We start from the raw sequence: 12,825 nt of genomic DNA on the forward strand, positions 1-12,825 counted from the left end.
TTGTTTGAGCGACACACGCCCCCCGAAATACCTGGTTATGTTAATCGTAAGCAGAAAAGTGCAGTGTCAACGTGACGGAGTCGTCAGTTTCCAGTGCCATAAAATCCAAGCCATGCATGCGTTCTGCCTGCCATAACCTATTGTTGAGACTAAAAGATTTTTGCCATGAGATCAATGCAAGCTGATCTAGCATGATGGTCGCTTCGCCTTGCTCAGGCGGAGCCTGCTTGATTGCCAGTTTGACTGCACGTGCAGGCAATTGCTCAGGCCCCAGGGTCTGGCTGTCATCCGGCAGGGTGATGTCATGACGAAATGTCTGCCAATCGTAGCTACCTGATTCAATCAGACCGACTTCCTCACTGGAAAATTCCAGGTTGTCTTCCGCGGTGACTATGGTCAGCTCAGCACCCAAAGCGCCAGCGTTGTCACCTTTTGCATAGCCAAACAGAGTCAATTCAGAATAGGCTTCTAGTGTCGACTCTGCTGGGGTGATTGGCATGGTACGTAATGTTTGTTTAAACGGCATACGGATAGGCCGATTATTAAACTGTGTTCGGGATAAGCACATGCCTTGCGTGCCACGCATTGCGCCGGTCAGACAGGGTGTAATGTCATCACTTTCATGTTCCCAGCGGGTGACTTCATTCACTTCATTGTCATTGTCCCAGTCTTCAAAATCGCCAAACCACATCAGATCTCGGCCAAGTGTTACGTCTGCGGTGCCTGTACTGGTAATTTTACTCAAAAACGCGTTGCTGGGTGCATACTCACGAAAATCAACAAGGTGTTCTCCTGCTGCCAAGTTCAATGTGACAGTTTTTACCTCTTGTACACCAGGCGGTGTTTGGAAATAGACATCTCCATAACCTGGTCCGGGCACAATGGCAATCTCAGGGCTCGAAAACTCAGCCAGTCGGCGGATGAGATAGTCACTCAAAAAACCACTCACCAGCTTGGGCTGATAATCCTCCAGGTAAATAGGGTAGGCTCTGGCGGATTGTGTTTTGGGTGATTGCGTTGGGTCGACCCGTACAGAGACGGCAACGCCCAGTAAGGTCTCATGTCGGTTTTGTTCAAATACAAAGTTGCCCAGGCCCAGTAAGGCAGGTACACCGTTATAGAGGCCAAAACCCTGAGCCACATGAGGGTGGTGGGCTATCATCAGATCAGGTGCGCGACGACTGACGAATTCAAACCGGTTGTTGATATAACGGGTTGGTGCATAAGAGTACTCATCTCCCCCATGCAGCTGGACAATAGCGTAATCACTGTTGTTACTGGCTTGCTCAACGGCGGCGCTGAGAGCCGTGCTGTCGGTCAGGTCGGCAGCGCCTCCTTTGTCAGCGGTGGCGATATAAGTGACCTGATGGTCTTCACCGGTAATAGAAGTGGCTGACACCAGCCCAAGCGTTGTGTTACCCACCTTAACAAGGCGGGGAGCATAGGCTTCAATGGTGTTGTTACCGGCGCCACTGTGGCTAAAACCTACCTGCTCAACAAATTTGATGGTGTCCTCTAACCCCTTTTGCTGATAGTCAAACACGTGATTGTTACCCAAAGCGACATAATCGATGCCGATTGCGGTTAAGCCCTGCAGGGTATCCGGTAACGAAAAAAAGGCGAACTCTTTGCTTGGGTGAACCGTCGTGGGTATTGCAAGCACTGGCGATTCGAGATTAACGGAAGCAAAGTCGGCGCTAGCCATGATAGGTTTGACAAACTGTGTCAGGGCAATGGCACTGCTTGCGGCATTACCTGGTCGGATCATGGCTTCTTCAACATCGGGTAACAGATTTCCCATAGTGGTCAAAGAAGGGTCCATATAGCGGCGGCCAAACATGGTATCTCCACCAAACATCAACTCGCTGCTGGTGGCACTTACCTCTTTTAACACGACAGGCAAAGGTTGGTCTTGGTACGCTTTGCTGTTGACGACCATCACAATACGTTCATAACCGGGCACTGAGATAGCCAACGTCACGTTGTCGCTACTCAGGTCTGTCAGTGTTAACTGCCCTTGTGCATCGGTACGATACTGATTATCGAAAAGCTGTACACTCGCATCAGTTAAGGCAGCGTCATTAGAATCCAGCAGCTGCAACGTTAAACCACGCGTTTGATTTTGCTGCTCTTGTTGCTGCTTTTGCTCTTCCTGCTGTGCTTGTGTCGGGCCAGTCTCGTAAGGGTCCTCTACAGAGCAGGCGCTGAGAAAACACATTACGGGAACAAATGGAATTAATTTGTAAATATTCAAGGCTGCCCCTTAACCTGTACGGCTTAATATCTAGGTCTTTTGTATTATAAATTCATTGTTCACCAAACTGCAATCGTTAAGTATTAATAATGCGTACATTGATGACTGAGTTATTGTACGCATTAATACGTATTTTTTTCACAGGGAGAATCTCTCTTTTTCATTATAGTTGCTATGGCTAAAATCTCTGTCCAAATATGTTTACGTTTTGCTAGTCTGGGGTCTATTCTTAGAGTATGATCCCGCAAAAGGTAGAAAACCGTTTTGAGGAACAAATGCGTTTAGAAATTCACTGTGCCGATCGGATCGGTATTGCGCAGGAAATTTTGAATATCCTGGTTAAGTACCGGGTTGATCTAAAAGGAATAGAAGTTGATTCCGTCAATTGCAGAATGTATGTGAGTTTCCCCCCTATTGAGTTTGAACAGTTTCAGAAAATTATGCCTGAAATCAGACTGATCGATGGGGTGGAGGATGTCAGAACAACGGCTTTTCTGCCTTCTGAGCGTGAACACAACGAGCTCAACACCTTACTCAGTGCACTTCCCGATGGGGTTATTTCCATTGATGCGAAGGGTTGGGTGCGTCATTGTAACGATGCTGCATGTCGCGACCTGAACCAACCTGAAGCGGAGATCATGGGTGCCAATATTAATAACTTGCTGAAAGGGTTTAATTTTACCCGCTGGCTGGAAGGAAAAGATGTATTGGGCCAAACCACGCGGGTTGAAGTAGGCGGCGAAGACTTTATTGCTGATATTTTACCTATCTCTGTCCCACAAGGTCCTGAAGGAGATGTGCTGGCAGGGGCGGTGATCAATATTAAATCACAAAGTCGACTGGGTCAGCAGGTTAGCGCGTTTCGTCGCTACGGGCAGGAGAGTTTTGCTGCCATCCATAGCCAGAGTACGGCGATGCGACGAGTTGTCCGCGAAGCGCGAAAAATGGCACAGCTTGAAGCCCCGATTTTAATCACTGGTGAAACGGGGACAGGTAAAGAGCTACTTGCACGAGCCTGCCATTACGCGTCTAACCGCTCATTAAAGCCTTTTATTGCACTGTCATGCGCCTCTTTACCTGATGATGTCGCCGAGTCAGAGTTATTTGGCTATGCCGGTTACGAAGAAAACAGTGCGCCGAAACGAGGCGTGCTGGAGCAGGCTGATGGAGGCACCGTATTCCTTGATGAAGTTGGTGAAATGTCAACTCAGCTACAAACCAAATTGCTGCGCTTTTTGCAAGATGGCACGTTCCGAAAAGTGGGTGATGAGAATGAAGTAAAAGTCAATGTGCGCATCATCGCCGCGACGCAAAAAGATCTTCCTGCAATGGTGCAAGAAGGTAGTTTTCGTGAAGATCTCTACTATCGTATCAATGTCTTAACGCTGGAAATTGCCCCTTTGCGTGATCGCAAAGCCGACATTAAGTCACTTGCAGAGCACTTTATTCAAAAGTATGCACAGCAAAGTGGCCATGCAACACCGGCGCTGGATGAGGAGTGCCTGCAGTTCCTAGAGCAATATCCATGGCCGGGTAATGTCAGACAACTGGAAAATGCCATTTATCGTGCTGTGTCTATGCTAGACGACAATGAGCTGCGCATTGAACACCTTCAATTACCAACCTTTACCCATGATCTGGGTTATTTGGAATCGGACTTCGAAGGCACATTGGAGCAGGCGGTTAAGCGTTTTGAAGCAACATTGTTGCGTAAACTCTACCCAGCTTATCCCAGCTCACGTCAGCTGGCTAAACGCTTGGGATTAAGTCATACCGCGGTTGCAAATAAGCTCAGAGAGTACGGTATTAACCGAAAAACAGTGAAAGTATAAGGTAAGGGGACTGTCAGTCCCCTTATTTCTTCGTCCCCATGTTTTTGGTTACGCCATCCAGTTTAATATTATCTATACCTTGCTCGGTAAACTTGATAGTGACACTGATATTGTTGCGAACCAGGAAGTAATCAATATCGTCCAGACGCAACACATAATCGCCTTTTACGGGGCTCATAAACTGCTTTTTAAATAGCTCAAGTTTGTGGTCCCCAAGCTGCCAGCTGAACCCTTCGATAAAACCAGGGTTAAACTCCTGGATCCAGACCTTAGAATCATCTTTGCTCAGTGTAATGGCAACAGAGTACGATTCGGGCAATTGAGCCATATCATAGCTGTTATCGCCAATACGAAACTTTTGAGCATCCCCTTGCCAGCCAAAGCCAAAGTTAAAATCTTTTTCTATGCCGGTGGGATAAACCAGCTGACCTTTGCCGGGCAAATCAAAATCAGCCCAGGCGTGACCTGCGCTGAACAAGGTCAATAAATACACTAGCTTGGTTATATATTTCATCAAGTTACACTCTTCTTAGTCTTGCATAAAAGTTAATGCACAAACGCACTTTTCGCAAGTTGTGGATGAAAAGAGTGGTTTAATTCCTGCTTGTTGTGAACCCCGGCTGTGCTAAACTCGGGTTTTATGCTAACTGGTTGGACCAATAACATGAATTTGTATTTCCGCTTACTGTGGTTGTTCTGGCGGATCCGTCAGAACAAAGCCACGCAACCTCTGCTCGACGAGATTGATATTAACTTCAGAGCGTTGCCGAGTGATTGTGATATTAATTTACACCTGACTAACTCGCGCTACCTCGCCATGATGGATTTAGCGCGTACCTGGATGACTGAGCGAGTTGGGCTTTTCAGTGCGATTATGAAACGTCGCTGGTTTCCCATTGTGAATGCTACTGCGATAACCTATATCCGAGACATCAAACCACTGCAAGAGTTTACAGTGTCAACGCGGCTAGTTGGCTGGGATCACAAATATTTTTATATCGAGCAGAAATTTCATTCAGACCGTGGTCTGCATGCTATCGCTTATGTGCGTGGCGTGTTTAAAAGTCGTCAGGGCGTGATCAGTGTTGAAGAAATGTTGGAAGTTGCCGAGTTTACCGGTGAAGCGCCAATTTTGCCTGAAGAAGTGGTTCACTGGAAAGAAATGCTGGAGCAAAAGAAAGCACGCAATAATAAAGTGGCATAAAGGGTCATAGTGTTTATGACCCCTGGGGATTGAGAAAGTAACTCTGTATCGTGCCCACATAGTGTGGGCACCTTAAATCATTAGAACTTGTATTTCACACCGAACATGGCAACAATCGGGTCTAACTCTACATCTGAAGTTAGCGCTTGCTTACCGTCTGCGTATACGGTTGCATCAGTGTTGATGTCCATCTTAGAAATCATACCGTGCAGGCCCCACTTGTCGTTCAGGTCATAGTTGAAACCGACCTGAAGTGCTACACCAAATGAACTGTCCAGATCCACCTTAACATCATCAGTGCCTAATACACCCTTAAGTGCCGCACTTGCTTCTTCGTCGAAGAACACTGTGTAGTTCAGTCCTGCACCGATGAATGGGCGGAACTTATCATTTGCACCGAAAAAGTGATACTGCGCCAATAATGTAGGTGGTAAGTGCTTAACAGAAGCAATCTCTACGCCACCCAGTTGCGTGCTCGGGCTACCCGGAATATAGCCTACTCCTTCAACTGTGTGCGAAAACGGAGTCGCTGCAATTAATTCAAATACAATGTTATCGTTGTACTGGTAGTCAAATGTAATACCCAGTTGCGTATCAGAGTCAGCCACCAAGCCTGCTGTTTTGATTTCATTCAACGCAGAGCCAGTGTCACTCGGATTAACGTTAATTGCGCCCACATTTACACTGAATTGAGCCTGAGCCAGTGGAGCAGTTAGCATCAGCGTAGATAGGATAGCGGCAGTAAGTTTTTTCATTTTCATCTCCTGAACCTGTACAAGGTAAATCTTTTTGTTGCAGCTATCATAGGCCGATGGGATTTTTCAAAAACTGTTCTAGATCAATATTCAAATTGCGAGGTTTCAGAAAAAATTGAAAACTTGATTTAGATTAAGTTTTTGACTCAGATGGCCTGGGATAGCAGCTTAATTATCCTGGATCATTTCGGTTTCACAGCCGCCCAGATGTTTCAGGAGTTCATCAAGGTGGCGCTTAGTAACGTCATTGAGCATGTCGCGATTGAAGCGCAGTGCCAGCTGGCACATTTTGGTATCGACAAAGCCTTCAACCGCCACCATGCGAACGGGCACTGCGTATAAAGGAGAGATCAGCAAATTTCCATCGTTCAGATCAAAGACATCCAGCTCAAGTTCATAGGTATTAAACAAGTGCATTTCTCGGCTATACGGCGATTGCAACAACATGCCAGTTTGACTGATGTTTTTTACGTGCCCCGATAATGTGCGGCTACCAGTGCGGATCCGAACACTGTGTTCTGGTAAACCGGATAGTCTGATGGCACCACGGCGGCTGATGGTGTTCCAGGATTTATGAACCGTTTCTTCGAGCTTGTCGGCGGTAAAGGGTTTCATCATATATTGTGATACCCCATTTTGAATAGCGCAGACTACATGCTCCCTGTCCCCCAGCGAACTCATCATGATGAAGGGAGTTTTACTGTGCTTTTTCGACTTTCTGACTCGTTTAAGCAGTTCCTCTCCGTCGATGTTTGGCATTTGCCAGTCTGCAATGATGATATCGATATGGCGGGCGTCGAGCAGTTCTAGTGCAGCCTGACCATCCTCAGCGGTGTAGACATTTTCTGCGCCTAACCGGTTGACTAAAGTAGTACGAACCAGATTTCTAACCAGCTGGCAGTCGTCGACGACCAAAAAACTGACATCCTGCATTACTAGTTCCTTATCTTGCAGCAATTATAACCCAATAGTGACTTCCGGGACCCAAGATTAGGTTATCAATACTAACCTTCACATACTTAGTTCTAGCATACACAGGGCAATTGACAACTTGTTATCGAAATTGACCAATATATGACAGAGCCCTGGGTGTTATTGTGTTTTTCGCAATGGTCATTTGTCACAAAACTGCCTTGCAGACGACATGAACTGGTCACGCTCGGGCGGTGTAATCGGGAGAGAAAAGCATGACCACTGGATACCAAGTGACACGCGTTGTGTGACTGAACCGGATCCCAGTGCGCTCAATATTCAGAACACAGGAAATGTAGAGTATGCCTTCCCATGCGACGAAACCTGCTGCTAAACACAGCCCGCAACATGATACCGTCAACACCCTGAGACGTTTGATTACCGCGCCGTCTGTCACCCCTGATGATGCTGGTACAATAGAATATCTTTCACAGCGCCTGAGTGCTTTAGGATTTGAATGTACGCCACTTGACTGTAATGGCGTTCGCAATTTGGTTGCCAGACGGCAGTTTGGCCCTGGTCCTGTTATGGCTTTTGCGGGGCATGTTGATGTCGTACCGGCCAATCCAAGAGGCTGGATTGCACATCCTTTCGCTGCGGCTGTGATTGATGACGTTATTTATGGACGTGGAGCGGCAGATATGAAAGGTGGTGTGGCTGCTATGCTCAGTGCAACTGAACGTTTATGTGAACAGACGCAGCATTGTCAGGGCACGCTATTTTGGTTAATCACTTCAGATGAAGAAGGTGAAGCCGAATATGGCTCTAAAATCATGGCAGAGTATTTGGCCCAACAAGGCGTTACACTCGATGCCTGTTTGGTTGGCGAGCCTACTTCACATCAACAGGTTGGTGACACGATTAAAAATGGCCGTCGTGGCGCCATCTCCGGACGTATACAGATACAAGGCAAAGCAGGGCACGTCGCTTACCCGGAACAAACCATCAATGCCGCTCATATCGCCGGAGAGCTGGTTAATGAGTTAGCAAACATCAGCTGGTGGAAAGATGTTTTGGGTTCGCAAACGAGTTTGCAGGTTACCGGTCTGACTGTACCGGATATCGTCGATAACCTGGTGCCGGCAAGCTGTGAAATAACCTTTAATGTGCGCTATAGCCACGCGTATAAAAGTCGGGAAATCTATCAGATAGTTGCACAGGCGCTGGCACCTTGGGGTGACCATGTCAATGTGCAATGGGAGCGCCCTTGTGAGTCCTATTACACGGGGAGTCGAGAAGCTGCATGCTTTCTTAGCCTGGTTGAGCAAGCGATATTTCGGGTCAGAGGTCAGTTTCCGGCACTCAGTACAGCGGGTGGCACGTCGGATGGTCGCTTTTTTGCCTCAAATGAGACTCAGGTGATTGAGTGCGGGGTCAAAAACGACTCTATTCATCAGGTAAATGAACATGTATCAGTAGCAGATCTCCATGCCATTGAGGAGATCTATACCGCTGTTTTGACCGACTACTTTGGCGTTTGAACCCCACACTGTGGAAACTACTGAGCCAGTTCCTTGCGCAGTTGTCTCTGCATGGCTCTTAGCCCCTGTATTTTCTCTCTTGCTTCCTGAAGTTGTTGCTCTGGGAGCTTATGCCTGACTCCTTTTTCCAGCAGCAGCTCTAGTCGGGCAACTTTTTTATCTACTGCGGCGATATAGTCCTGTTTCATCTTATCCATTTCGCCAGACTGATAGGCCTGGTAGGCTTGATGATCGGATAGGTCTCCAGAATATACCGGAGCCGGCGTACTTGAGGCTATGGGCGGGATATAAGGTGCGTCTTCAGGTGCAGGTTCTTCACTGGGGTCGGCTACAGCAGCAGGCATTTTAGCTGTGCTGGCCAAAGGCATCGAAATCGTCGTGGTTTCGGAGACGGTTGATGTGTTGTGTTGATATCCTGCTTGCTCAGTGGGGGTAAAGGTGCGCTGTGAGTGCACCTTTGCAGTGAGCAAAGGCGCAAGGGATGACAGGACCCAAAGTGCATAACCCAAACCTGTCAGGACGAGCGCCAGTGTGACTGCCTGTAACCGGGTCATCAGAGTGTTACCCCATTTTGTGTTTGCCAGCGCCTGAATTTTTGCTGATAAGCTGCCTGGGCGTGTTGTATGGTCAGCGCTTCTAATGCCTGATAACGCACTGTTTCACTGTTCTGAGCGTAATAGGCATATTCTGGGTGCTGGGTATATACCACAGCCCACCGACCTGATGGCGTCCGCACCGGAGGGGTTGCTTTGCCTGGCTGACTGCTAAAAGCCAGTTGTATAAGCCAGCGTTTTTGATGTTCCCGGGTAATAGAGACCAGTGTGGCTTTGCCTGCAGCGTCGAACTCATTGTGTTGCTGTGTCTCTTTTAGTGCCTGTGCCAGGCCTTTTTTACTCATGAGGCGATGAAATTGTTGTGCCTGCGCCTGTGATTCAAAGGTGGTTGCCATGGCTTTCAGTGTTGATTTGTACCTGAAGTCTTTGCGATGCTGCTGATAATAGCGCTGTATTTCAGCTTGTGAGATAGTCGCTCTGAGTTGCTCCAGATATGTGCTGCGCTCACCGTGCAGTTGTGCTTTTATTCCTAAAAACGCCAGCATCGGAGGACGTAATAACTCGCCTTTAGCCAACAGTTCCAGGCGTGACATGGTTAGTCCATGCTTTGCCAGCAGAGGCTCGGCTCTGTTGGTGAGGTGCGCATAGTAGCGCCGCTCATCAAGCTGATGAACAAGCAAGTCGATGTCACCCTGATGAAGGCGAAATCGATTCTGCATCGATTGACTGATGAGTAGGTCCGCCAAGGTTACTTTGGGTGTGTCGAGCACCCGCACTTGCTGCCACTGTTCGAGTTGCCTGGTTTGGTAGTTGCCATTAGCAGGGTAATCTCCAAGCAGTTTAGAGAGTACTTGTGCGCTAAAAGGGGCAGCTGATTTCTCTTTTTTGATGGATTTGAGTTCGGGAAATTGATGCGTAAGCAAAGTGACAATAAGACGACGGATATGGTAGTCATTATCAAACCCGACACTGGATTGACGGATCATCTGCTCGGGGTTGAGTTGCTGGGCTGTAGCCAGCAAAAACTGATTTTCAAGCAAGTGCTTATTCAGGTCTGCCGAGGATAAACCGCGACCCTGCTGCGTATAGAGAGACTGCATCAGAGCCAGTTCAGGCTTAGTTAGTTGAGTCAGTGTTGCCCAACATGGCAGGCTTAAACAGCCTGCCAGGAGTAAAACAAGGTAGTTCATTAACGGGCTACCATGGCATGATTAAGCATGTGTACAACCATTGCGATAGCATGCGGGATAACCTGACGTGCGGTATTCACACGATCATAGTGATCCTCTGAGTTTAGTACAATGCCACCTTGTGAGTAAGAATAGGCACCGCCTTGTGTCAGTAGCGGACGAATATCTTTGTTTGCAGCATCAGGTGTGGAGAAACTGTTCATTGCCTGCTTTACCAGTGTGAGGCTATTGAGGTTTTCTTGATCATAGTAATCTTTCACCCAGGATTCCCAGCTGGCGTGATTAAGGTCAGAGGTCGTCCAGGTGTGGTGAGGTTGAAGGAGATCCGTTGTGTGAAATACAAACCCCAGGATCTGTGGGTTACCATTTTGCAGATAGCTTTGATACCAGTATTGTCCCAGGTTATCGATTGGCTGAAATGGCATCTCTTCAAAGTCGTCGTACATGCTATATCTGGAGTGACTGTCTAAGCGGTAATTTTTCTCTGTAATACCATAGCTGTCATATTCACTGTCATCAGCACTAAACCAGCCCGTTTCACCCCCTTTGCCGTCATCGAGATAGTCGCCTTTTAACCAAGTGGCCGCCATGTTGTCTACTGTGCCCCAGACCGTGAGCTTGTCATAATTGTATCCACCAAAGTCGTTACCATGGACGTCAGCGCCTTGGGTGTGATTTTGGAAATGCCAATAGCTGGTGTATTTAACAATACTTTGAGCTGCGCCCCACAAAGGTGCCTGCACACAGTCACCAGTAATCGCACCACAGAAGAAAGTATCTTCAAAGTCATCGACGTCATAGGCTGCTTGTCCCATTACTTCTGCAAGCTGGGTCACACTCATGCCATGCGACTGAGCATACGCCTGAAGCTTGGCAAATTGCGTGGTTGACGGATTTTGTGCCATGTAGTTGACGGCGTCGATAACGATGCGCTTATGTGTTTCCTGACTAAACGCCTGTGTCTCGGCGGCTGTCAGAGTCAGTGCGCAGAGCAATAATAGTTTTTTCATTGTAGTGTTGTTCCAATAGTTAGAATGTAGGCTCTATATGAGCCTCGGGAATTAGAAAGTCCTTGTGTTACATTAGTATTAAATATTGGTTAAATAAAATCTTAATTTCGACACCTTGTTGTCGTCGTTGACCTCAGGTATCATGGGGACTTAATTTAGGCACATGAAAAGTCATAATAACGATGAAAATTATAAAGTTACTTTCTGCTGTGCTGCTTTGCCTGACGCATCAGGTGTATGCCAATGACAGCGCTGGTGATAAAGAAGACTGGCTAGAAGACAATGGACTGGAATGGCAGTTGAGTATAGGTGCCTTTTACGTAGACATGGCGTTACCTGAGTTAGTTGGCGCCGATAACTCTCCGGCACCGGCTACTTTGCGGGCAGACATCAAACTACAATACAAAAACTTTTATCTGGTGACTTACTCTGGGGATTTTTTTGGTGGTTCTGATCTGGGATATCAGTTCATTCAGGAAGAAGAGTGGGGACTGGATATCATTTACGGAAGTTATCAACTGCCCTTTACACAAAGAGGTTACTTCGATACCGATGATCCAGTAGTGAAAGAGCTTAAAGGCATAAAAGACAGAGATCCTGATCAGTCACTGGGGATCGCGTATTACCGTGCCGTTGGCGATTACCTGGCGGTGGCTGAACTGGTCTACGATGTGTTTGGCGATACTAATGGCTGGGTTTTTCACCTGGAAGCAACGCGTAACTTCGAGTTACGTAATTGGGATCTGTGGCTTAACTTTGGTGCCAACTATTACTCCAGTAATTTTAATAACTACTTTTATGGCGTGACCGAGGAAGAGCGTAATGATTATCTTACGCCATATGAACCTGGCAGCGGAATGTCTGCATTTGTTCAAGCTCAGTTAAGTTATCCAATCGCTGAGGACTGGGAGTTTAGTGCAGGAATGTCTTTTTTAGTTGGCTCCAGTGAAGCAAAAGAGAGTCCACTATTGGAATCAAACCATGCCAGAGTGCTTTTTACTGGGGTGAAATATGTATTCTAGACTCACTTCAGCCATTACTATCGGGATGCTCTGCGCTTCGACAACTGCGCATGCTGCTTCCAAAGAAGATAGGAAAGGGATATTACAGGCCGCACCAAATAAGTGTGTTGCATTGCATGAAGGAAGAACTTGCTACACTGATGTGACGTTCTCAATATCGGCCCCGCAAATGGGTGACTATTGCATAAGAGAGAGTAGCTCAAAGAAGATTTTGCAATGCTGGGCTAATGTGAGCCATTTTGAGTATTTGCTGGCTTTTGGATCTGCTGAGAGCGTCAGTTATGAGCTGATCTCTAAAACTAAGCGCGATGTCCTCGCTGTGACTACCATCAATGTCAACTGGGTTCATAAGGTACGGAATAAAAAGCGACGCTGGCAGCGTCTGTTTTAATACCCAGTCGCATTTGTAGTGGAGAACCATGGCAAAAATTTGCGAAATTACATGGGAAATGGAATGGGCTCTCAGCCGCGTTTTAAAGCCAGTTGTCCGTGGAGCTACCTGCGCGAATCTGGTTATGTATCACTGCGGGTTACCTCACCTGGTTGTTGCA

The 12,825-nt window shown here is 47.2% G+C and carries 12 protein-coding genes; 5 read left to right on the forward strand and 7 right to left on the reverse strand.

Features of this window, described 5'->3' with window-relative positions:
• Nucleotides 1-40 precede the first annotated feature (40 nt).
• The gene (locus NH568_RS18045) at nucleotides 41-2,254 is read right to left on the reverse strand and encodes a CapA family protein (protein ID WP_253049508.1); all 2,214 of its coding nucleotides are present in this window, start codon (nucleotides 2,252-2,254) and stop codon (nucleotides 41-43) included.
• A gap of 275 nt (nucleotides 2,255-2,529) precedes the next feature.
• Here NH568_RS18045 and tyrR point away from each other — a divergent pair, with 275 nt between their 5' ends.
• The gene (gene tyrR / locus NH568_RS18050; protein WP_253049568.1) at nucleotides 2,530-4,086 is read left to right on the forward strand and encodes a transcriptional regulator TyrR; all 1,557 of its coding nucleotides are present in this window, start codon (nucleotides 2,530-2,532) and stop codon (nucleotides 4,084-4,086) included.
• A 22-nt stretch (nucleotides 4,087-4,108) separates the two neighbouring features.
• Here tyrR and NH568_RS18055 read toward each other — a convergent pair whose 3' ends face one another.
• The gene (locus NH568_RS18055) at nucleotides 4,109-4,600 is read right to left on the reverse strand and encodes a hypothetical protein (RefSeq protein WP_253049510.1); all 492 of its coding nucleotides are present in this window, start codon (nucleotides 4,598-4,600) and stop codon (nucleotides 4,109-4,111) included.
• Nucleotides 4,601-4,750: 150 nt separating this feature from the next.
• On the opposite strand from NH568_RS18055, the gene NH568_RS18060 reads away from it, so the two are divergent.
• The gene (locus NH568_RS18060) at nucleotides 4,751-5,290 is read left to right on the forward strand and encodes a thioesterase family protein (RefSeq protein WP_253049512.1); all 540 of its coding nucleotides are present in this window, start codon (nucleotides 4,751-4,753) and stop codon (nucleotides 5,288-5,290) included.
• An 80-nt stretch (nucleotides 5,291-5,370) separates the two neighbouring features.
• Here NH568_RS18060 and NH568_RS18065 read toward each other — a convergent pair whose 3' ends face one another.
• Together NH568_RS18065 and NH568_RS18070 are read right to left on the reverse strand one after the other, a co-directional pair.
• The gene (locus tag NH568_RS18065; RefSeq protein WP_253049514.1) at nucleotides 5,371-6,045 is read right to left on the reverse strand and encodes an OmpW family outer membrane protein; all 675 of its coding nucleotides are present in this window, start codon (nucleotides 6,043-6,045) and stop codon (nucleotides 5,371-5,373) included.
• Nucleotides 6,046-6,213: 168 nt separating this feature from the next.
• Nucleotides 6,214-6,978 carry a response regulator gene (locus tag NH568_RS18070; RefSeq protein WP_253049516.1) on the reverse strand — a complete coding sequence of 255 codons (765 nt, stop codon included), beginning with the start codon at nucleotides 6,976-6,978 and terminating at the stop codon, nucleotides 6,214-6,216.
• Between the two features lie 341 nt (nucleotides 6,979-7,319).
• Here NH568_RS18070 and dapE point away from each other — a divergent pair, with 341 nt between their 5' ends.
• The gene (gene dapE, locus NH568_RS18075) at nucleotides 7,320-8,498 is read left to right on the forward strand and encodes a succinyl-diaminopimelate desuccinylase (RefSeq protein ID WP_253049518.1); all 1,179 of its coding nucleotides are present in this window, start codon (nucleotides 7,320-7,322) and stop codon (nucleotides 8,496-8,498) included.
• 17 nt (nucleotides 8,499-8,515) lie between these two features.
• Here the strand turns inward: dapE and NH568_RS18080 are convergent, their stop codons facing one another.
• Genes NH568_RS18080 through NH568_RS18090 form a run of 3 tightly spaced genes read right to left on the reverse strand, consistent with a single transcriptional unit; the run spans nucleotide 8,516 to nucleotide 11,252 of the window.
• Nucleotides 8,516-9,052 (reverse strand): hypothetical protein, encoded by a 537-nt coding sequence (locus NH568_RS18080; protein ID WP_253049520.1) that lies wholly within the window; start codon nucleotides 9,050-9,052, stop codon nucleotides 8,516-8,518.
• On the reverse strand, nucleotides 9,052-10,242 hold the full coding sequence (locus NH568_RS18085) for a peptidylprolyl isomerase (protein WP_253049522.1): 1,191 nt from the start codon (nucleotides 10,240-10,242) through the stop codon (nucleotides 9,052-9,054). The genes NH568_RS18080 and NH568_RS18085 overlap by 1 nt, the downstream gene beginning before the upstream one ends.
• Nucleotides 10,242-11,252, reverse strand: coding sequence for a phospholipase (locus NH568_RS18090; protein WP_253049524.1), 1,011 nt, complete (start codon nucleotides 11,250-11,252; stop codon nucleotides 10,242-10,244). Before NH568_RS18090 ends, NH568_RS18085 begins: the two co-directional genes overlap by 1 nt.
• A gap of 182 nt (nucleotides 11,253-11,434) precedes the next feature.
• On the opposite strand from NH568_RS18090, the gene NH568_RS18095 reads away from it, so the two are divergent.
• Together NH568_RS18095 and NH568_RS18100 are read left to right on the forward strand one after the other, a co-directional pair.
• Nucleotides 11,435-12,274 (forward strand): MipA/OmpV family protein, encoded by an 840-nt coding sequence (locus NH568_RS18095; RefSeq protein ID WP_253049526.1) that lies wholly within the window; start codon nucleotides 11,435-11,437, stop codon nucleotides 12,272-12,274.
• Nucleotides 12,264-12,665 (forward strand): DUF3019 domain-containing protein, encoded by a 402-nt coding sequence (locus tag NH568_RS18100; RefSeq protein ID WP_253049528.1) that lies wholly within the window; start codon nucleotides 12,264-12,266, stop codon nucleotides 12,663-12,665. The genes NH568_RS18095 and NH568_RS18100 overlap by 11 nt, the downstream gene beginning before the upstream one ends.
• Nucleotides 12,666-12,825: the final 160 nt, after the last annotated feature.

It is taken from the genome of Pseudoalteromonas sp. XMcav2-N (assembly GCF_024124545.1).
Classification (GTDB): Bacteria; Pseudomonadota; Gammaproteobacteria; order Enterobacterales; family Alteromonadaceae; genus Pseudoalteromonas.

Coding starts and splice junctions, on each gene's coding strand:
- tyrR (WP_253049568.1), top strand. CDS start 2,530: ATGCGTTTAGAAATTCACTGTGCCGATCGGATCGGTATTGCGCAGGAA.
- NH568_RS18055 (WP_253049510.1), bottom strand. CDS start 4,600: ATGAAATATATAACCAAGCTAGTGTATTTATTGACCTTGTTCAGCGCA.
- NH568_RS18060 (WP_253049512.1), top strand. CDS start 4,751: ATGAATTTGTATTTCCGCTTACTGTGGTTGTTCTGGCGGATCCGTCAG.
- NH568_RS18065 (WP_253049514.1), bottom strand. CDS start 6,045: ATGAAAAAACTTACTGCCGCTATCCTATCTACGCTGATGCTAACTGCT.
- NH568_RS18070 (WP_253049516.1), bottom strand. CDS start 6,978: ATGCAGGATGTCAGTTTTTTGGTCGTCGACGACTGCCAGCTGGTTAGA.
- dapE (WP_253049518.1), top strand. CDS start 7,320: ATGCCTTCCCATGCGACGAAACCTGCTGCTAAACACAGCCCGCAACAT.
- NH568_RS18080 (WP_253049520.1), bottom strand. CDS start 9,052: ATGACCCGGTTACAGGCAGTCACACTGGCGCTCGTCCTGACAGGTTTG.
- NH568_RS18085 (WP_253049522.1), bottom strand. CDS start 10,242: ATGAACTACCTTGTTTTACTCCTGGCAGGCTGTTTAAGCCTGCCATGT.
- NH568_RS18090 (WP_253049524.1), bottom strand. CDS start 11,252: ATGAAAAAACTATTATTGCTCTGCGCACTGACTCTGACAGCCGCCGAG.
- NH568_RS18095 (WP_253049526.1), top strand. CDS start 11,435: ATGAAAATTATAAAGTTACTTTCTGCTGTGCTGCTTTGCCTGACGCAT.
- NH568_RS18100 (WP_253049528.1), top strand. CDS start 12,264: ATGTATTCTAGACTCACTTCAGCCATTACTATCGGGATGCTCTGCGCT.